The organism is Spirosoma litoris (assembly GCF_054776755.1).
In genome coordinates, this window is the sequence record NZ_BAAHBI010000040.1 from 1 (window position 1) to 20,422 (window position 20,422).

The 20,422-nt window shown below is 48.4% G+C and carries 17 protein-coding genes; 4 read left to right on the plus strand and 13 right to left on the minus strand.

The features are described 5' to 3' along the window. Positions 1 to 297: 297 nt before the first annotated feature. On the minus strand, positions 298 to 492 hold the full coding sequence (locus tag ACYVGR_RS24585; protein ID WP_460961738.1) for a hypothetical protein: 195 nt from the start codon (positions 490 to 492) through the stop codon (positions 298 to 300). Positions 493 to 643: 151 nt separating this feature from the next. Between ACYVGR_RS24585 and treZ the strand changes: the two genes are divergently transcribed. Beyond that, complete coding sequence (gene treZ / locus ACYVGR_RS24590; protein ID WP_460961740.1) at positions 644 to 2,548, plus strand: malto-oligosyltrehalose trehalohydrolase; 1,905 nt, start codon at positions 644 to 646, stop codon at positions 2,546 to 2,548. Between the two features lie 4 nt (positions 2,549 to 2,552). Here treZ and ACYVGR_RS24595 read toward each other — a convergent pair whose 3' ends face one another. From ACYVGR_RS24595 to ACYVGR_RS24605, 3 genes are all read right to left on the minus strand, one after another. Beyond that, the gene (locus ACYVGR_RS24595; RefSeq protein ID WP_460961743.1) at positions 2,553 to 3,266 is read right to left on the minus strand and encodes a hypothetical protein; all 714 of its coding nucleotides are present in this window, start codon (positions 3,264 to 3,266) and stop codon (positions 2,553 to 2,555) included. Between the two features lie 121 nt (positions 3,267 to 3,387). After that, positions 3,388 to 4,269: a LytTR family DNA-binding domain-containing protein gene (locus tag ACYVGR_RS24600; RefSeq protein WP_460961745.1), complete on the minus strand. Its 882-nt coding sequence runs from the start codon at positions 4,267 to 4,269 to the stop codon at positions 3,388 to 3,390. 25 nt (positions 4,270 to 4,294) lie between these two features. Continuing rightward, entirely contained in the window at positions 4,295 to 5,161 is an 867-nt protein-coding gene (locus ACYVGR_RS24605) for an SMP-30/gluconolactonase/LRE family protein (protein WP_460961747.1), read from the minus strand. 182 nt (positions 5,162 to 5,343) lie between these two features. Here ACYVGR_RS24605 and ACYVGR_RS24610 point away from each other — a divergent pair, with 182 nt between their 5' ends. Continuing rightward, positions 5,344 to 5,553, plus strand: a complete 210-nt coding sequence (locus ACYVGR_RS24610; protein WP_460961749.1) for a hypothetical protein — start codon at positions 5,344 to 5,346, stop codon at positions 5,551 to 5,553. A gap of 107 nt (positions 5,554 to 5,660) precedes the next feature. Here the strand turns inward: ACYVGR_RS24610 and ACYVGR_RS24615 are convergent, their stop codons facing one another. Next, positions 5,661 to 6,911, minus strand: coding sequence for an MFS transporter (locus ACYVGR_RS24615; RefSeq protein WP_460961751.1), 1,251 nt, complete (start codon positions 6,909 to 6,911; stop codon positions 5,661 to 5,663). A gap of 55 nt (positions 6,912 to 6,966) precedes the next feature. On the opposite strand from ACYVGR_RS24615, the gene ACYVGR_RS24620 reads away from it, so the two are divergent. After that, positions 6,967 to 7,629 carry a phosphoribosylanthranilate isomerase gene (locus ACYVGR_RS24620; protein WP_460961753.1) on the plus strand — a complete coding sequence of 221 codons (663 nt, stop codon included), beginning with the start codon at positions 6,967 to 6,969 and terminating at the stop codon, positions 7,627 to 7,629. A 123-nt stretch (positions 7,630 to 7,752) separates the two neighbouring features. On the opposite strand, the gene ACYVGR_RS24625 is transcribed toward ACYVGR_RS24620, so the two are convergent. Next, the gene (locus tag ACYVGR_RS24625; RefSeq protein ID WP_182458176.1) at positions 7,753 to 8,175 is read right to left on the minus strand and encodes an Hsp20/alpha crystallin family protein; all 423 of its coding nucleotides are present in this window, start codon (positions 8,173 to 8,175) and stop codon (positions 7,753 to 7,755) included. A gap of 436 nt (positions 8,176 to 8,611) precedes the next feature. Between ACYVGR_RS24625 and ACYVGR_RS24630 the strand changes: the two genes are divergently transcribed. Further along, entirely contained in the window at positions 8,612 to 9,952 is a 1,341-nt protein-coding gene (locus ACYVGR_RS24630; RefSeq protein WP_460961756.1) for a tetratricopeptide repeat protein, read from the plus strand. 122 nt (positions 9,953 to 10,074) lie between these two features. Here ACYVGR_RS24630 and ACYVGR_RS24635 read toward each other — a convergent pair whose 3' ends face one another. From ACYVGR_RS24635 to ACYVGR_RS24665, 7 genes are all read right to left on the minus strand, one after another. Continuing rightward, positions 10,075 to 11,382, minus strand: a complete 1,308-nt coding sequence (locus ACYVGR_RS24635) for a photosystem II biosynthesis protein (protein WP_460961758.1) — start codon at positions 11,380 to 11,382, stop codon at positions 10,075 to 10,077. 220 nt (positions 11,383 to 11,602) lie between these two features. Next, positions 11,603 to 13,153: a sodium:solute symporter family protein gene (locus ACYVGR_RS24640; RefSeq protein WP_460961760.1), complete on the minus strand. Its 1,551-nt coding sequence runs from the start codon at positions 13,151 to 13,153 to the stop codon at positions 11,603 to 11,605. A 244-nt stretch (positions 13,154 to 13,397) separates the two neighbouring features. Continuing rightward, the gene (locus ACYVGR_RS24645) at positions 13,398 to 14,873 is read right to left on the minus strand and encodes an acyl-CoA synthetase (protein WP_460961762.1); all 1,476 of its coding nucleotides are present in this window, start codon (positions 14,871 to 14,873) and stop codon (positions 13,398 to 13,400) included. Between the two features lie 399 nt (positions 14,874 to 15,272). Continuing rightward, positions 15,273 to 15,953: a 3-keto-disaccharide hydrolase gene (locus ACYVGR_RS24650; protein WP_460961764.1), complete on the minus strand. Its 681-nt coding sequence runs from the start codon at positions 15,951 to 15,953 to the stop codon at positions 15,273 to 15,275. 107 nt (positions 15,954 to 16,060) lie between these two features. Further along, positions 16,061 to 16,708 (minus strand): hypothetical protein, encoded by a 648-nt coding sequence (locus tag ACYVGR_RS24655; RefSeq protein ID WP_460961766.1) that lies wholly within the window; start codon positions 16,706 to 16,708, stop codon positions 16,061 to 16,063. Positions 16,709 to 16,720: 12 nt separating this feature from the next. Further along, positions 16,721 to 17,107 (minus strand): hypothetical protein, encoded by a 387-nt coding sequence (locus ACYVGR_RS24660; RefSeq protein ID WP_460961768.1) that lies wholly within the window; start codon positions 17,105 to 17,107, stop codon positions 16,721 to 16,723. 143 nt (positions 17,108 to 17,250) lie between these two features. Then, positions 17,251 to 20,325: an FAD-binding and (Fe-S)-binding domain-containing protein gene (locus ACYVGR_RS24665; protein ID WP_460961770.1), complete on the minus strand. Its 3,075-nt coding sequence runs from the start codon at positions 20,323 to 20,325 to the stop codon at positions 17,251 to 17,253. Positions 20,326 to 20,422 lie beyond the last annotated feature (97 nt).

Here is a 20,422-nt window from a genome sequence, read left to right on the forward strand (position 1 = left end):
CCGGGCGTTGTCGAAGGTAAAAGCGATCAATAATCTGTCAACCTATTTTAGGACGGGTCAAGATGAAGAACGACGCAAAGAAAAGGATCAAAAAGAACAGGCAGGAAGTGGGCCCGAGTCCCATTAGCACGAAGCTCATCAGGCCAATCCAGCTACCCACCGTGAATTGGATCGCCGTGGTGGGCGCTGTTTTCCGGGCGAATAGGTACACGATGAGGAAACTAATACCGTAGATTCCTCCAAAAACAATGGCCTGAAAAAATGTGTCCTGATCCATGCGATGAGTTTATGAAAACGCTAGAAAACAACCAGAATCAACAGGATGAGTAAGGTGATGGCCAGTAAGGCAATCCAGTCAAAACGTTGTTCCAGGAATCGCCTGATCCCGCCTTTAGCGGGCTTCGATAAGCCCAGTTTGTTGAAATTCTCTCCCCTCTCCATGCCGTGTTTTGTTGTTTGATGGTTATTGTCCAATAAAATTAATACGACCATGACCACTGATTTTGCGAGGTTGATAAGTGGAGGAAACCCATCGGAAACCGGCAGAAGTGGCTTTGTATGCGGTTGTAAACTCGATTTTGCCAACACATCGGTTAAACATTAGTTGTCTATCTAACTGCTTGTCTGTCACCAATCTCAATGTATGAACCAATCACTAATTAAGCACCGGACACTGGGCGTTACGTTTAACGCTACTAGTACGTGCGTGCGTGTCTGGGCTCCTCAGGCGCAATCGGTTGAGCTTCGCGTTTACAATCGAGAGCTAACGATGCCGCTTCAAAACGATGGTAATTACTGGCAAGCGAACGCCAATCAACTCCAGCCCGGCGATACCTATAAATTTGTCCTGAACGGAACCCTCGAACGACCCGACCCGGCATCACTGGCACAGCCTGATGGCGTGCATGGTCCATCACAGGCCCTTGATGTCACGGCGTTTGCATGGACGGATGCCAATTGGCGTAATCTGCCACTGGAAGATTACCTGATTTACGAGCTTCATACGGGAACATTCACGCCCGAAGGCACCTTTGCGGGTATCGAAAGCCGATTGGATTATTTGCGTGAACTGGGTATCAATACGATTGAAATCATGCCCGTGGCGCAGTTTCCGGGTACGCGCAACTGGGGCTACGATGGCGTTTGTCCTTATGCCGTGCAGTATTCGTATGGGGGCGCTGCCGGACTTCAGCAATTAGTGGACAGCTGCCACCGGAAGGGGCTGGCCGTTGTGCTTGATGTGGTCTATAACCACATGGGGCCCGAAGGAAATTACTTTGGTGATTTTGGCCCATACTTCACGACTCGGTATCAGACGCCCTGGGGAAACGCGCTCAACTTTGATGGTGACTATAGCGATAGCGTGCGTCGGTATTTCGTCGAAAATGTGTTAATGTGGTTTCGGGATTTTCATATTGATGCCTTACGGATTGATGCGGCCCATGCAATTCACGACGCTCGGGAAACCCATCTGTTACGCGAGATCAAACTGTACGTCGATGAGTTGATGAGCCAGACCGGGCGACAACATTACCTGATTGTTGAGTCAGATCAGAACGATACGCGCTTTATTCAATCACTGGCCGATCAGGGCTATGGTATGGATGCTCAGTGGAACGATGAGTTTCATCACGCCTTACGGGTAGCGGCCGGGGGCGAACGAAAAGGCTATTATGCTGACTACAATGGAATTATGCACCTGGCAAAATCGTACAAAGATGCCTATGTATATGATGGTACTTACATGCCCCGCCGTGCCCGGATTGTCGGGAAATCAACGGCAGGACATGCTGGACGACAATTCGTGGTTTTCTCTCAGAATCACGATCATATTGGCAACCGAATGTTGGGCGAGCGACCTAGCCAGCTCGTGAGCTTTTCCATGCAGAAACTGATGGCAGGAGCCGTTATCAGTAGCCCATACTTGCCGATGCTGTTTATGGGCGAAGAGTGGGGCGAATCGAATCCGTTTTTATACTTTGTCAGCCATTCTGATCCGGCTCTGATTGAAGCGGTTCGTCAGGGGCGCAAGCGGGAATTTGCCGCTTTTCAGACACCTATTCCCTCGTCCAGTACGCCCGTGCCGGGTGAAGTGGTTTCCAGTATAGACTTACTGGACGCGCAGGATGAACGAACATTTGAGCGGTCGAAATTGCAATGGTCATCACTGGCAAAAGAACCTCACCAAACCCTCTTTCGCTACTACCAAACCCTGCTCGCCTTGCGAAAGCAGTCATCGTTACGTCACCCCGACCGTGAATCGGTGGCTGTGGTAGCCGATGAGGTGCAGCAAACGCTCACGTTGTTTCGTCAGCATAAGCAGTTGCAAAAAGGGCAGTTGGTAGAATCGGAAACAGTGGTCTGTCTGATGAATTTCTCGAAGGAAACCCGGTCCTTTACGCTACCCACTGCTGAGCGACAGTGGCAAAAGCTGTTGGACTCCGCCGATCCGCAATGGCTAGGTTCTGTACCGGCACCAATGACGCTCGCTGGAAATGAATCTGTGGTGGTTCAGGCGGAATCTATCCTGATTTATACGAGTAAATAATGGTTTAATCCCCTCTCACCAATCGAAGAGTCGTCACCGCGTGAGAAAATAGCACGACTGGAACAACAAAGCCGGGTAACCAGACATAAGGAAATTTCAGGATGGCGACATTGGGCTGGTCGAAGGCGAGTTGCTCGAAGGGAAAAGGTGTGGCTAGGAGGGCGTGCCCAACAATATTCAATACTGATCCTAAAGCCAGTACATTCCAGAACAATAACCATCGGGGCGATACCTTTTTTTGAACAAAGGCGTAGTAGCCAATGAGGGGCGCTGTTAAACCGGCCAGAATATCATAGTTGCCACCTTCAAAAGTCATGAGTTGAGGCACCTGCTGATACATGAATAAAGCATACAGAGTTAACTCGACCGGTACGCGCACGGTGTGCAGAAAGGTTAACCTCGACAAGGGTAACTGGCTAATCCAAAGTCGCCCTTGTGCGGTAACCAACAAGCCGATTATCAACAATAAAGGTGGTCCAAGAACCAGAATAAAATGAGGAGGTTGGGCGTCGAGTTGCTGGAAGAAGTTACTATAGGCCAGCGTTGCCAGAATCGCCAGCCAACTGATACTCACAATAAGGAATCGTGTCGCACTTCGGGTAGAAGCTTGGCGGATGGCCAGATAGAGCATGACCAAGGCGAAGAGTGTAGTTGCCGCAAAAAAGAGCACTAGCCAGATGGGCGTGGCTTCGTATAAATGCGAGAGATTGGGTTTCATAAGGTATGTGGTTTCAGCAGGCGACCTTGCCTGTTGTCACAAAGGAAACCAGCCTTATTGACGTCTGTACGCTGAATTGGTCGCTACGTTGACGAATGGTACGCAAAAGAAGTATGAATGGTCAGTGTACGGTTGCCGTCTGTAACCATTTCTTGAGTTCGAGGCTTCGGTAGCGACTCACGATGACCTCCTGATTGGGTTGTTGCTTATGCAGGGAGGGCACAAGCGTAACTATGAGTTTGCGATTGACATCGTCCTGAACGGCCCGAACCGCGTTTAAGCCAACCACAAACTGTCGACTGAGCTGGAAGAAATAACGAGTATCCAAACGATCTATTAGTTGGGTAAACGAAGAATAGCGGGTTGTTAGTTGCTGACCATCGGCTTTAACGAGCAGCACCAGGCCACCCGTTGAATAAAAATAAGCAATCTCATTAGCTGGTAGTCGCAATTGGCCCGTGCTGACTTCAATCGAAATAATCGAAGGCAATGACGTTAGTGGAATGCCCGCCGTTGATTCTGATGAGGAATTGGCCGAAAGAGGTTCATTGAACTTTTCCCGTTCGGCAAAAAAAGCCTGCAAAATATACAGTCCCGAATAGCCTCCATTGACCAGTGTTGCCAACGTAATACAAACGACAACACCTCGAAGAATGATAAATACAGGCGGCCAATGCTGCATGTAAACCCGCTGGGCCAATGGGAAAATGATGGCGAAAGTCAGGAGGGTTGCCAATCCGCCTAGCAGTATCTGTGCCAGCAGCCGCCGAACGGGGTTTTCCCAGAAGGGGAGCCGATTATCCAGCCAGCGGAAAATGAACAGATTGACCTCCCAGCAGGAGAACATAACCGTAGCCACCGTCAGAAAATACCCCCACGGAAATTGGTAACCAGACTGGCCGGGAAATACCTGACTAAACACCACATGCGATGCCACCAGTGCCGCAATCGGAATCGCGGTGATCAGAAAGATGATATGCTGTTGGCGTGTAAGGGGAGACATGGTAGCGATCTATGCTCACAAAACACTACTCGACTTTGTAAGCAACCAGGCTATTTTTATAAAACGTTGGAACAATTAGTAGCTTTTTCTTGGCAATGTAATCAATATCTGCTGCGTTGATTTTTTCGGACCGCGTATCTAACAATTGTTCTTTTGTGCCATCGGCATTCACATGGAATAACTGGCCGTTCCAGTCTGACACAAAGTAATTCCCCTTTCCTGCTGGCACGATGCCATCTGTATTGGTCATGCCATCGGCTATTTTCGTGATTACTTTTGTCGCCAGGTCAACAGACTGCAAAGCGCCTATTTTGGTGCTTCCAATCAGGAGCTTATCCTTGTCAACAGCCAGTAAACCATTGGGTTTATTGAGTTGCTCCCCATCCAGAAAAACCTCCCATTTGCCGTCCTTCAATCGGTATACTTTATCATTTCTATTATCCGAAACATATACGGTGCCATCTTTCGCTACCGTCACGTCATTTAAATACCCATCTTTCCCAACGGCATCCCAGGTTTTTTCGGCCTGGCCATTTTCCGTATTAATACAAACCAGCCGATACACATCTGTCACGTAAAGCTTCTTTTTGTAGAGGCCCATTCCCTTAGGTGCATTCAGGCCAGATGTCCAGCGTAGGTTTTCAATTGTACCATCCAGCAATACTTTCGAGATAAAACCGCTTCCATCGAGGGCATCGGGTTTACCGTCGATATTAGCTACATACAGCGTGTGTTTACCATCGTACAGGACCGACTCCGGGGTACGAAGTGTTGTATCCGTTTGCCAGGCTTTCACCAGTTTTATCGGTTTCGGACGAGCTGCTGAAGGCGTCAGTGCGAGGAAGAAACTTCCCGTAATTAACACAAGACTTGTTAACGTATACTGATTCATGCTTTTGATTATCAGTTAATTAAAAAAAATAGTTGTAACATGCCGGGTCTACTCTTATTCTACAGTGCATATATAGAATAGGCAATATAACTTTTCTAATCGGCTATTAATTTTCGATTCTAACGTAGAAACAATCTAAAAACGAGGGTGTTTTAAATCCTGCACGCTAAAAAAATCAGGTTATGGAAAATTACCAGTCCCTCGCTTCGCAGGTGCAGACACCGGTCGGGCAACTCAAGGAAAGCATCCGAGATATGATCCGGCTGCAACGTGATTATCAACTTTCAGACGAGTTGTTCTGGGAAGTTTTTAACGCTCGCGTTCTGCTCAACGAACAGATTGATGTGAATGCCTTCCTGAGCGATCTGAACGCGCCAGTCGCTCTAGCTTAACGAAACCCTTCCATTGTCAAGAGTTGTCAAGTATGGTCAAGAATTGCCAGGTATAGTCATAAAGTGTACTACTGACTGACAAGTCTTGACCATATTTGACAATACGCCTAGCTCAACCGCACCGCAAACAATTCTTTTGACTTGGCGTATACGTACGCGACGACAAATAATGTAACAACTCCCCCCAAAGCAACCGACGGTACTGCACCGAGCAGCCGGGCCAGCAACCCTGATTCAAAAGCCCCGATCTCGTTGGATGAACTAACAAAGATTCCATTCACAGCTGCTACGCGCCCACGCATATGATCGGGTGGGAAAATCTGTAAAATTGTTTGCCGGATAATGACACTCACACTGTCGAACGCGCCCGTTAAGCCTAACATCAGGAGCGATAGGTAGAAGTTGGTGGACCACGCAAACACAATGGTGGCGATGCCAAAACCAGCTACGGCCAGCAACATATTTCGCCAGGCATTGTGCGTTGGCGGATGTTTGGTCATGTAGGCCATCGTAAGCAGGGCGCCTACAGAAGGAGCAGCCCGCAGGAATCCCAGGCCTTCAGCCCCTACTTTTAAAATATCTTCGGCAAAAACGGGCAGAATGGCTACCACACCTCCAAACAGTACCGAAAACAGATCGAGCGAAATGGCATAGAGGACAATCTGGGTTTTGAAAACAAATCGAAAGCCTTCGGTCAGGCTTTCCCGAAGGCCCATAACTGGTTCATTACTAACAGGTACAGGCTTGCGTTTAATGAGCGTAATGAGTACGTAACAAATCACCAATAACGCAATGACCACAATCAGCGAATTATCGAAACCAACCCAGCTGTACAGAAAACCGGCTAAACCCGGCCCAACAATGGCCCCGGCCTGCCAAAACGAACTACTCCAGGTAGCCGAGTTTGCATAAAGTTCGCGGGGGACCAGAAACGGTTTTAAGGATGAGCTGGCTGGCGAGTAAAAGCCCTTGGCGGTGCCAATCAGCATGAGAACTCCATAAATAGTGGCTAATCGGGCTGTTTGTGATAAACCAGCTACGATAGACGGTTGGAACACTAAATATAGAATGACCGAGCCAAGCAGAATGACCAACAGGCTCCATTGTAAAATGCTTTTCTTATCGCGTCGATCGGCCAGGTGTCCACCAAATAATGATAGGGCAATAAAAGGGATTGCCTCGGCTAATCCCACTAAACCCAGCATGAGCGGGTCGTGCGTGAGTTTATACAGCTCATAACCAAGCGTAACTTCCTGAATCAACAGTGTAACTGTAATCAGAAAGCTGTTCATAACGAAATAGCGAAATTCAGGAATTCGGAGGGAGGCAAATGAGTCGTTGGGAGGCTGTTGAACCATAGTCACACAAACCGTAGATTTACGGCTTTATTAGTTAGATAAGCAACCGAAAACAATGGAATCTCCGTTCCGAACAAGGGTAAAAATTTGTTGCATCAGCAGTGTCGATGAAGCGCAACAGGCCGTTCAACTCGGAGCCGATGCCCTTGGTTTAGTGGGCCGAATGCCTAGTGGCCCTGGCGTGGTTGCCGATGATATAGCCGCTCAAATTGTTCAAATTACTCCTCCGCCTGTAGCAACTTTCATGTTGACCAGCGAGACTAACCTTGCTGCTATTATTGCTCACCAACAACGAGTTGGTGCCAATACAATTCAACTTGTCGATGCCGTGCCACCCGATACGTATGCTCAATTGCATAAGGCCTTGCCTACTATAAAGGTTGTTCAGGTGATCCACGTCATTGACGAACGAAATCTTGACGAAGCGCTAGAGGCCGTTCAGCTTGGCGTCGATGCGTTGCTGTTGGATTCGGGCAATCCAAATCTGGCCGTAAAAGAGTTAGGCGGCACGGGCCGGGTGCATAACTGGCAGGTAAGTCGAAAAATTGTTGAACAGTCGAGGGTTCCCGTATTTCTGGCCGGTGGCCTAATGCCCGGTAATGTGCGCGAAGCTATTGACAGCGTACAGCCTTTTGGCCTCGACATTTGCAGCGGTGTCCGAACAAATGGCAAATTGGACGCTCAGAAACTCGAAGCGTTTATGAAGATGATAAACTAGCAGGGGGCAAGGTGCCTGGAGCAGGGACTAGCAAACCACGCTCCATGCACCCTGCTCCACGCTATAACACAAAAAAGCTCACACCAATCGGCATGAGCTTTCTGATTGTTACCGGGAGCCCGATTAGGCAACGGTAATTTCCTTCACCAACTTCTCTTCCTTCACTTCTATTTTAGGTAACTCTACCGTCAGGATACCATCGGTATAAGCGGCTTTGATACCATCAGCATTTACAGTTTTAGGCAGCTTGAAACTGCGTTCAAACGAGGTAAAGCCAAATTCTTGACGGGTGAATTTATCCGTCGTTTCTTCGTTTTTTACTTCCGACTGATACCCAATCGTCAGTTTGTTATTTTCAACGTTAATTTTCAAATCCTCTTTCTTCAAACCAGGCGCAGCCAGGTCAAGAATAAACGCCGTTTCAGTTTCCTTTACGTTTACGGCGGGTACGTTTGGCGTCGTGTTTTGGTAACGATTAATTACCGGACGGCTATAAAATGGGTTAAAGAAAGTAGGGAAGTTGTTATATCGAACTAAGGTTGCCATTTGCTTATTTGGTTTATTGGGTTGTTTATAATCAAACACATACATCCTTAGTCAAATGCTGTACCAATACGATTTAAGCGTTATATTAATGCCATTTTGACATAAAAATCAATAATATGGTAATTAATTACGACAAATTGTCTGCTTTTTATTTCTAGATGACTCATTTGGCAGGTTTTACTAGTGCTGTTCCAATTTAGATTCTATAGATTCTTTTGTCTCTATCGTTTCTGATTATCAGCATAATAGAATCGGGAGAAACATCTAGAATCTATTTTGCCAAAGCACTAGGGAGATGTCCACTATTCATAGAAGCCTGTTCTAAGACCTATACCAGCTTCATCATTTTATCATATTGTCAACTTGGCTAAGCGGCAACAAAAGCCTAATTTTAGCCCCCTTAATACGACTCACCCAAACTTCTGAACTACCTATTATGAAGCGACTTATATTGCCGCTGGTCACGCTACTGCTATGCACTAGGCTGACTATTTCTGTTTCCGCCCAACAAACCGCCGTTGATTTCTTCGAAAATGGCATCGCTAAAAGCAAAGCCAACGATTTTACAGGAGCCTTACAGGCCTTTAGTATGGCCATCACCATGAATCCCGATAATTCGGCGAGCTATTACAACAGAGGGCTAGCCAAAGCTAATTTGAAAGACCATCGGGGAGCCATTCTGGATTACGATCGCGCTATTGAACTCAATAGCAAAGACGCGTTGGCCTACTTAAGCCGGGGCGTCAGCAAAAGCAAACAAGATGATCATCGAGGTGCATTACTGGATTTCAGTCGCTCTATTGAACTAAACCCCGACGACGCACAAGCTTATTATAACCGGGGAGTGAGTCGGAGCCGTATTGATCAGTACCGAGGTGCTCTGACCGATTTTACCAAGGCCCTCGAACTAGACCCAGGCAATGCTCAAACCTACTATGTCCGGGGTGTTACGAAACAGAAATTAGAAGACTTTTCTGGTAGCCTGCCCGACTTCACGAAAGTAATTGAGCTTACCCCAAAACGTTCACAAGCGTATGCCGGACGAGGTATGTCGAAAGTTGAACTGAACGATTTTGCGGGAGCCGTAATCGATCTAAACAAAGCCATTGAACTGAGCCCCGAAGATGGTGAATCGTTCTTTTATCGGGGTTATGCCAAAAGTAAACTGGAAGATTATAAAGGTGCCCTGCCCGATTATGATAAAGCAATAGCCCTCAAAGGCGACAACTACCGGGCTTACTATGGACGAGGTTTCTGCCGTAGCAAACTAGGCGATCAGAAAAGCGCCGTTCAGGATTTCAATCAGGCTATTGATATAAACAATGCTAATACCGATTCGAAAATCGTTTACAGTGGCAAGATCAGTCGTGTTACGCTCGACAAGCTACGCGATGTGGTACAGGAGCGCAACAAAATCAATGAGTTGGGTAGCGAACGTGCTGAGGCCTATTTCAGTCGGGCTGTTAGTAAAAACAAACAGGGCGATCAGAAATCGGCTATTATCGATCTAAACAAAGCCATTGAGCTTAGCCCAACCTATGCCGAAGCCTATTTTAGTCGTGGGCTGATCAGGTCGGCACAGGGCGATCAACGGGGAGCTGTTATGGATTGCAATAGTGCGATCAAGCTAAACCCACGCTATGCTGAAGTGTACTACATTCGGGGCATTATCAAGCACAGCCTTGGCGATGAGAACGGCGGTTGCCTGGACCTTTCTAAAGCTGGTGAACTAGGCTATAATCCAGCCTATAAAGTGATTAGTGATTACTGTAATTAATCACTAGAGTTGATTTAATCAAACCTTTGATCATTTTGTGTGATCCCGATGGGACGGTCGGCCGCAGCCGTCAGGATCACACAAAATGGCATCATTAAAATTAATTCTGCGTGATTACTGCACTACTGGGCGTTTTCAGTCGGCGGGGGCACGCCGAATCGCTTTTGCGCTCCTTTTAGTTCTCCGTGCGAATGGATAAGGAGAAACGTAAGCAACGCGAAAAACGCCAGTAGTCCACCAAAATTGATCGCCCATTTTTTAGGTGCGAGGGGCTTCGGTGTAAAGATAGATTGGGTTTGGCCGATCAGAAAGGCGACTACTATCCAGTTGGCGATGTATAAGTATTGCTCAATTCGATAGCCACTCATAAAGGCACCCGTAATCAATAAACTGAACATGATGTACAGGCCCCAATGGCCAAGAAAAAGGGCAAAAACATCATTTTGTGAGTAAGAGACCGGATTGGATCTGTTCTGATAAAAATGGAACCAACACCAGACCGTCATGGAGAGCACCATACCAATTGACACCAATTGAACACCCCAAAGAACGGGACTTTCCGGAGCGACGTCGATTTTGCTGAAAATTTCCTGAAGGCGTTCCAAATCAAACGATTGCTGCCAAACGATGTAAGGGATCACCAGCATCACCATCAGTAAAGGAAACCAGACCTGTATTTTTGGCTGTGTCGGTTCGTTCGGTTCCCATTCGGAGGTAAGGGTTCCGTAGGCCATGCCCAGGCCACCGAAAAAGCCCAGCGAATATTCCATAACGTTCCAGAAATTGAATTTGATTTCGGTCAGATGACCCAGAACCTGGAGAAAATTACCGAAAGCAAAACCAAAGCCACCGCCTAAACCGGCAAATACAGCTACGCGTAAAGCTGAATAGGATCGATGACGTACTAAATACCAGGTCAGCGCTACAGCCCCTCCGAAGCAGGCTGCCCACGTTTCGGAACGGGGTGGGGTCATGCGCCAGTCGAATTCTTCAATGATGAAAAAGTAAAACACCACTGCACCGACAACCATTTCAACGATTACAGTAGACCACTTCACGGGTTGGTTCGTCGAGTCGGTTAGGGCTAAGCCAAATAACCCCCCGCCCAGAAAACCATACAATCCTCCGATGACAAACAGCATCGTTAGTCCGTAGAACACATTAATAAATTCGGTGTCTCGACCATACCCTACCACAATGCCATAGCTTGCCAGCCCACCCAGTCCCCAGCCAATAGCGCCAGCCAGGGTGACAGCAAACACCTTGGCGTACCAATCGGTGCGTTTGGCAACGAGCAAAACACTCAGCGAACCAATGGCACCAGCCCAGGCGGCACCGTATTCATGGCCAAATTGCCCACGAATAGCCCAGGCTGTTCCTAGCGACAAGCCCACCATGAGCATGGCAAAGGAAAGGGATTTATTTTTCATACAGGAAAACGGTGATTATGAGTTTAGTAGCATCTTTTGATATACCGGATTCGGGTACGAACGGGCTATTTTGTACGAAAAAATAGCCCGTGTCCATAACATACTATGGACACGGGCTGAGGATACGGCTTGATCTACCGACGCTACGCTGTTTGATCCCTACGGGATAGTTGCTCGATTAATTAATAAAACCCAATGAAGATTTTCGGAAAGCCGATATTCATGACCCCTTTGCATAGTCAAATGAAGGCTCACTGCCAAATACCGTAGTTAGATGCTCGGGGCTAGGTTTGCGTTGGGCGGTAAGCTTACTCACCAACACATAAGCGATAAACGAAGCGATAAACGCCGGGAAAACCTCATGAATATCACCGAGGCTTTCATACCGGGTTCGGACACCGAATCGCCAGATGATATTGACGACGATGCCGGCTATCATAGAGGCTATCGCACCCAGATCGGTTCCCCAGCGAAAATACAATCCGCCAAAGATGGTTGGGAAGAAACTCGCTACGTAAACCGAGCCCGCAAAGGCCGACAGTTCGACAACATCGGCGGGTGGAAAAATTGTGAAATAGTAGACGATGATGCAATAGAGCAGCATCACAACCTTCGTTCGGGGAATGATCCGTTCGGTCGGCATGGGTTTCCAGACATTCCAGATGTCCTTGACAAGTGTAGTGCCAACCACCAACGTTACCGACGCCAACGCGGCCATACCGGCGGCAAAAAGCCCCATCAGGCAGATGCCACTGATGAGCGGATTGTTGAATTTTTTAAGCATGAAGCCCACCACTTCGTCGGTGTTGTTGATAAGTTGCGCGGCTTCTTCGGTGGTCACCATCCCGTGTACCAGTGCACCCAACCCCATCACGCACACCAGCGAAACGCCCATGAAAATAGGCGTCCAGGTCATGGCGAATTTCATCCCCTTTTTGTCTTTGACCGTATAGAAACGAATCAGTAGTTTGGGTTCGGAGATCTGTTTCATTCCTATCGACAGGCCAATGCCGACGATATAGGTAAACGATGTCAGTTGACCAAACGTAACCAGCCCGTTACCAATGGGCGTCCCCTTTTTAGAAACATGGTCGACCACTGCGATTTTGGCCATCAGGACATCGTATCCACCCACATATACGAAGGGAAGAGAGACCATTACAATGGCAACGATAAACATCAGAATGCCCTGAACCGCGTCGGTCCACATGATGCCGTACATGCCGCCCGCAATGGTGTAAAAGCAGGTGAAGAAGAGCATGAATGCGGCTCCGTAGGCGTAGGGAATGTCTAAAAGTGTATGGAGCAGATGGGCGCAACCTTTGGCAATGCCGGTCATATACCAGACCGTGGCAAACAAAATAATCACGGCCGATAAGACCCGAATACTCCGCGAAAGCTGGCTCTGGTAACGCAACTGGAAATAATCGGGTACGGTAAACGACTTAAGCCGGATGCTCTGATTACGCATTCGGGGCCCTAAAATCTGCCAGGAAATGATGCAGAAAACGGCCCAGAATACGCCCACCCATGTCCAGGATAATCCATACCGGAACGATTCGCCCGCTTGCCCGATGTAGGTATTCGTACTGACAAACGTAGAAAAGAAGGCCAGCGAAACCACCCAGCCGGGTATCCGTCGGTTAGCCACGTAATATTCACCGACGGTTTTACTGGCCTGTCGTTGCAGATACCAGCCAAACGTAATCAGCAGGATTAGATACACAACCATGCAAAGCAGCACAGTAGCATGTTCGGAGAAGTAGGACATAAGGAGGGAGGAAAGGAATTAGGGGGAGGAAAGGGAGTAAGGGGAAGAGGAAATGTAAAGAGAAGAGAGGAGATAGAGGAATGTCAAGCCCTTTCCCCTTCTTCCCTCTCTTCCCCTTACTCCTTTTTCTCTTCATCCCGAACCTCGATGTTCATGAATTGTACGGCGATGGCGTTTAGGATCATGATGACGATGATGAACCAGTAGGGGAAAGCGGTTAGGAAGTCCATAAATTGATCGGTGGCTAAAAGAGTTTTTTTAGGTCATTTTTCGTCACCTTACCCATCGCGTTTCGGGGGAGTTCGGTCACAATACGGTAATGGCGGGGCACTTTATAGGCGGCCATCTGGGTGCGCATCCATTGGTTGAGTTCGGCCAGATCGATTGGTTCGCTTGCTATCAGAACTGCGCCCACGATTTCGCCCCACTCTTCATCGGCCAACCCAATTACCCCGCAATCGCCGATGGCCGGATGCGTTCGGAGGACTTCTTCAATTTCAAGCGCCGACAGCTTGTAGCCCCCCGACTTGATGATATCGATTGAACTGCGACCCAGAATTTTATAGCTCCCTTCATCCAGTACAGCCACATCGCCCGTACGGAACCAGCCATCGTCTGTAAACGCATCCTGTGTAGCCTGCGGACGTTGCCAGTACTCCCGAAACACCGTGGCTGCTTTCACCTGAATTTCACCCGGTTGCCCCTCATCGACAGCCTCATCCTGCTCATCAACCAACCGAACGCCAACGCCTGGCAGTGGTTGCCCAATGTGGCCCGGAACTCGTTTACCCCGGTATGGATTGCTGATTGCCATACCGATTTCCGTCATGCCGTAGCGTTCGAGTAAGGTATGTCCACTAACCCGCTCCCATTTTTCCATAACCGTCACGGGTAAAGCCGCCGAACCAGAAACCATTAGTCGGAAAGTACGCATGGTATCGGTAAGTATCTGTTGCTCAGTTTCGGGCAGGGATTCCCAATGGGCGATCAGCTTGAAATAAATGGTCGGTACCGCCATGAACAGGTTGATTGCGCCCCGTTGGAAAGCGGCAAACACAGCTGACGCCGAAAATTCGGGAAGAAATTCGCAACAGGCTCCCGCCCAGAGCGCACAGCCAATTACGTTGACAATGCCATGAACGTGGTGCAACGGCAGGACGCAAAGAATATGATCGGTCGATTGCCATTCCCAGGCCGTAATGAGCGTCGACATCTGCGCGTCGAGGTTGGCATGCGTACTGACAACCCCCTTCGGCAGATTCGTTGTTCCGCTGGTATACAGGATCATGGCCCCTCGTGCTGGATCAACATCGGGCAAAACGCTGGAGGAATGATCATCAGACAACCCCAGTTCAATAAACCGAATCGTTCGGATTTCGGCGATGGGTTGAAGAATGGACGCATACCGGTTTGAGGCCACAATTATATCGGCAGCCGTGTCGTCGATGACGTATTGCAGCGAAGCGGGTGGGTAGGTTGTGCAAAGCGGAACGGCAATGCCACCCGCCCGCCAGATTCCCCATTGCACCATCACATAGTCGAATCCCGGTTCTACCATAAACGCGACGCGAGCTTCGGCCAGATCAGTCCGGCCAGTCAATAATTGTTGCCCGAATTGCTCTGAATAAGCCAATAATTGGGCGTACGTATAGGTTTGCCCACCAGATAGAATCGCCGTATTCGTCGGATGGCGATGCGCTTGCTGTACGATAGTGATCATGACAACAAAAGAGAAGACGCCCGTCTTGTTACCCTATTGTCTGAATCTTATCGATGCCTTATGGCAGAGATTAAATAACTGGAAAAACGGAGTGAAGTCTTGGAGTACGATGTGAAAGCTATGAAGCTGTTTAAACTTTCTAAAATCAAGTACTAATCGGTGTATTTCTGTCATCCCGACCGGCGGACCGGTCGGGATGACAAAACGCTATTAAAACAAAAGTTTAAACAGCCTCTATCTAAAGTTTCCAATGTTCGTTAAAGCTGAATTGTTTTTCTGTCATCCCGACGTCAGAAAAACAGCCTAACTTTTCTACAAAAGGGGAATCTGGAACAGCTTCGTAATAAAAAAGCCGCCATGAATAGAGTCATGGCGGCTTTTTTATTGAATTCAGATGAGTTACAACTCCCGAATCTGGATGTTCTTATACCAGACACGCTCTTTGGGATTGTGGTTTTGTAGGGCAATTTTTCCTTTCGCGTGGGGAGTTGCATAGGACCAGTTGGCAAATTTGCTCTTAGCCACCAGTGCTTTCCAATTTTCAGAACCATATTCGTACTCGACCACTTTTTTGCCGTTCAGGTAATGCTCAACGTGATTGTTCTTTACCAGGATTCGACCCTTATTCCACTCGCCGGGCGCTTTTACAACTGTAAAGTCCGATGGTGGAATCATGTCATAATTAGCGCCCGTCATTTGGGTGTCTTTTAGTTTATATGGCTTTCCATCACCATCCAGATAACCTTTGTCGTCAATTACTTGATATTCAGGGCCTGATGTGTATGTTGATTTATTCTCTGGGCTGTCAATTACTTTGTAGACAACGCCACTATTGCTGCCTTTGGGAATTTTGAACTCAAACTCCAGTTCGAAATTCTCGTATTCTTTATCAGTTACCAGATCGCCACCAGTGCCATCGGGAGTTAGGGCGCCGTCTTCAACGTACCAGCCAACAACACCATCTTTATGCCAGCTATGCCAGCCTTTTATAGTCTTCCCATCGAACAAGGATGTCCATTTTGGAGGAGCGATGAATGCAAACAGGCAATACACCAACTCTAGTAAAAGTAATTTTTTCATCGAGTTTAGAATTTTCAGTTAAAGGTATAAAAAAGTAACGCGGCTGGAAAGCCGCGCTTTGATATGATTCTAAAACATACTTAAGCGCGGCTTTCCAGCCGCGTTACTTAACTCGCCATTTCGCGGGAGGCTTCTGGGTCGTTGTATTTCCGGTCGAGGTCTTCGGTTGATTTCTGGTCGGAACGATCCGTTCCTGAAATCATATCCTGGGCGGCTATACTACTTTCGTCGGCCATTTCGCGGGGAAATTTTTGCGTTTCCTTAGCTTCTTCTGGCCGCTCACCTGGCTGATTTTCGGCGGAGTCTTTCGCATTTACGTCGTAGGGACGGGCCGAGTCGCCGGTATCAGGATTGTCTTCCATACCTTCTTCGCTTCCAGGAACGGCTTTTGCTGCCTCCGGCAAGCCCTCGTACTTTGTTTCGCCTACCTTTTTTTCTGGCTTGGGGCCATTGCTCGGCACAACACCGGGAGCCGCCGTTGTAAACGTAGTTAAAACCGTCGACTTATTGTCTCGAATGTCAGGTATTGTCGGTTTTGGCGTACTGGGCAAATCAGGAATTTCGGGACCTGGAACTGGTGGACTAGGCGGTGTTTCCGGAACCCCCGGTTGCGTTGGCCCCGGAACTGGCGGTGTTGTAGGCGTTGGGGGCGTTTCGGGAATGGTACCCGGCGTTTCGGGGATCATATCGCCCATGGGCATACCTCCTCCAATGACATTCCAGCCATCGAATGAATTTGTTGATGTGGTTTTCATAAGTTGAGTTAGTTAGTCTTCGGAGGGCAAGCCTGTATTGGCTGTCGCTCCAGCATCAGGATTGCCCGTAATATCGGCTTCGGCAATTGGATCATTTGGCAAATTATCTTCATCCACTCCACCGCCTGCGTGCAGCGAAGCTTCCGAGTTTTCGTAGGTTTTTCCTCGAGATACATCTCCCTGCAATGTTCGCTCCTCATCAGAACTATACCGATTGGCAAGTTGGCCATCTACTACGTCGTCGTCGGTATCGCCAATGGGTGTTAATTTACCATCCACGAGTTTAACCATATTTGTTTCGGCCTGGTCGGCACCGAACATCGCTTCTGCATTTTCGTTGGAAACCAGATTGGCTTGTTGTGCTCCGTCGCTAAGGGCTGATGAATTTGAATTTTCCATGATAACTGTGAATGTTTGAGGTTTATAAAGAACTACTGGGAACGCAAAAGGTTTTTCTGACAGGATTTACGGGATGAACAGGATTCTTTACTGATGGCCTCAAAGAAATCCTGTTCATCCCGTAAATCCTGTCAGAAAAGAAATTACTTCAGGGCATCGAATAAAATCTCGGCGGGATGTTGGGCTTTACGACCGGTTCCGTCTTTGATCTGGTGGCGGCAACTGGTGCCTGCGGCTGAAATAATGGCATCTTCGGCCTTACGAACGGCTGGGAACAAGACTAACTCGCCAATCTGCATCGACAACTCGTAATGTTCTTCTTCAAAGCCAAACGAACCCGCCATGCCACAACAACCTGATGGAATTAACTGAACATTATAGTTTTTGGGTAACGATAATACCTTCTTGACCGGAATCATTGAGGACAACGCCTTTTGGTGGCAGTGGCCATGAACCTTCACCAACTCAGCTTTAGTCGTGAATACATTGCGGTCAATACGGCTTGCGTCGGCTTCGCGGGCGAGCCACTCTTCAAATAGAAAGACGTTTTTGGCAATACGCTGAGCGTCCGCTTTTAACGCTGCTGGTACAAGGTCGGGGTATTCATCCCGGAAAGTCAGAATGGCCGATGGTTCCAGACCAATCAACGGTGTTTCGTCGGTGATGAGGTCTTTGAAGATTGTAACATTGCGTATTGCTAGTTGCTTCGCTTCATCTACCAGACCTTTTGACAAATAGGTTCGCCCGCTTTCAGCATGATCGGGAAGTGCGACGGTATACCCTAATCGCTCCAGTAGCTGAATCGCTTTTTGCCCTACTTCTACGTCGTTATAATTCGTGAATTCATCGGCAAAAAGTAGAACAGTGCCCGACTTTAGTTCTGGCGAATCTGCGAGGAGTGAAGGAGTATAGTTATTCCGGTTCTCGCGCCCGATTCGTTCGTTTTCTTCCTTTTTTTGCTCCCACCACCATTTTCGCAAGGTTGTTTTAGCCATTTCCGGCATCGTACGGTCGGGGTGAAAACCAACAATACGGTTTGCGATTTGACGTAGGGACGCGGTTTCATAGAATCCATTGTAGGCCCAGGGGACGAGACTGGCCATTTTCATCAATCTGGTGAAATTGCCGATCAGACGCGCCCGCACCGGAATGCCACTTTCGTTGTATTTCTGCTGCGTGAATTCGGCCTTCATACGTGCCATATCTACGCTCGATGGACACTCGGCTTTGCAGGCTTTGCACGACAGACATAAATCCAGAACGTCTTTAACGGCTTCAAAGTCCTGTTCCGTTGGCGTAGATTGATTGCTGTAGAAATGCCGTAGAATATTGGCTCGGGCGCGTGTGGTGTCGTGCTCGCGTCGGGTCGCCATGTAGCTAGGACACATCGTTCCACCCGAAATTTCGGTTTTGCGACAGTCGCCGGAGCCGGAGCATTTTTCGGCTAATTCGAGCATTCCTCCATCCTTCGAGAAGTCGAAAATGGTCTTTGGTTGCGGTATAACTACGTCTGCCTCCGACCGCAGCGACTCGTTCATCGGTGGCGTATTGACCACCTTGCCAGGATTGAAGGTGTTGTGCGGGTCCCAAAGGTCTTTGACATCCTTACACAACTGGAAATTTTCGGGACCGAGCATAAAGGCGATGCACTCGCCCCGTAGTCGCCCATCGCCATGCTCTCCGGAGAGCGAACCGCCGTATTTTTTGACGAGTGCTGCCGTATCCAGCAATAACGCCCGGAAATTGGCCCGACCTTTTGATGACTTAAGGTTAATGAGCGGCAATACGTGAATTTCGCCTGCACCGGCATGAGCCGAATATTCCAGTTTCAGGCCGTGGTTCTCCCAGGCCATTTTGTCCAGTTCATCGATGTAGTCGGGCAGATCGTGAACGTCCACAGCGGTATCTTCAATGACGTTGGCCGGTTTCTCATCGCCAGGAATATTGTACATGATACTCAATCCCGCTTTTCGGAGCGCCCACGGCTTTTTGGTGTCTTCGTCGAACAGAATGGGATAGGTGTAACCTAAACCCTTTTCTTTCAAAGCAGCTACAAAGCCCTCTGCCCTCTGCCCTACGCCTTCTTTCGTATCGTCGAAAAACTCAACCATCAGAATCGCTTTTGGATCACCTTCTACGAACTCCCTATTTTTGAGTTGCTCGATATTGGTTTTCGTCAGTTGCAGAATGTAATCATCCACCAGTTCCGATGCCGAACAATTATGCGCCAAGGCCACCAGATTCGCTTCAAGCGATTGTCGAATCGTAGCGAAATGCGCGCAAACCAGCGCCGTTTCTTTCGGTGGTAGCGGAAGTAAGTTGAGCTTGGCTTCGGTGATAAAACAAAGTGTGCCTTCTGAACCAGCAATGAGTTGGGCGAAGTTGAAGAGCATGGGGCGCGGTGCATGGGGCAGGGTGGCATTGCTTCCAACTCCTTGCTCCTCGCTCCTTGCGCCCTGCTCGCTGAAAAACTCCACCATCGCATCCAATGCATAACCCGTATTTCGCCGGGTAACGGTTGGTTTAGGGTAGCCTTCTCGTATGTGCTGGCGAACGTCGGGTTTTGATAGCCAGTCGCGGAATTGAACGTATAGACGCTGCTCTAGTGGACTTACTACGTTTTCGCCTTTACATTTTGCATCGAATTGTTCCTGATTGAGCGAGCCGAACGTTACTTCGGCACCATCGCTCAATACCACCCGAACTTCAAGCAGATGGTCGCGAGTAGTGCCCCAGATGATGGAGTGCAAACCACAGGAGTTGTTGCCAATCATGCCGCCAATCATCGCCCGACTGGCCGTAGAGGTTTCGGGACCGAATAGCAAACCATGGGGTTTCAGGAAGGCATTCAGATCATCACGAATGACACCCGGCTGCACACGAACCCATTTTTCGTCGGCGTTGACTTCCTGGATTTTTCCGAAATACTTAGATATATCAACGACAATACCACTGCCTACGACCTGCCCGGCCAGTGAGGTGCCAGCCGCACGGGGAATCAGTCCGATATTGTGCTGTTGGGCAAAGCGAAGGAGTTGCTTGATGTCGGCAACGGACTTGGGCAGTGCTACCGCCACTGGCATTTCCTGATACACGGAGGCATCGGTAGCATACAGAATTCGCTGGGCGGTATGTTCAGGCGATTCATCGAAATACAAATCACCCTCAAAGGAGGGAAGTAAGGTTGCAAAAGGGATTTTAGGGGTTATCAGGAACATAGCAGAGTAGGCATCAAACAGGCCATAAAGATACAAAAACCGAAGTGCGTTTGTGGAAATAAGCTGTTCCTGCCATCAATCTGCAAAAACCATTTAC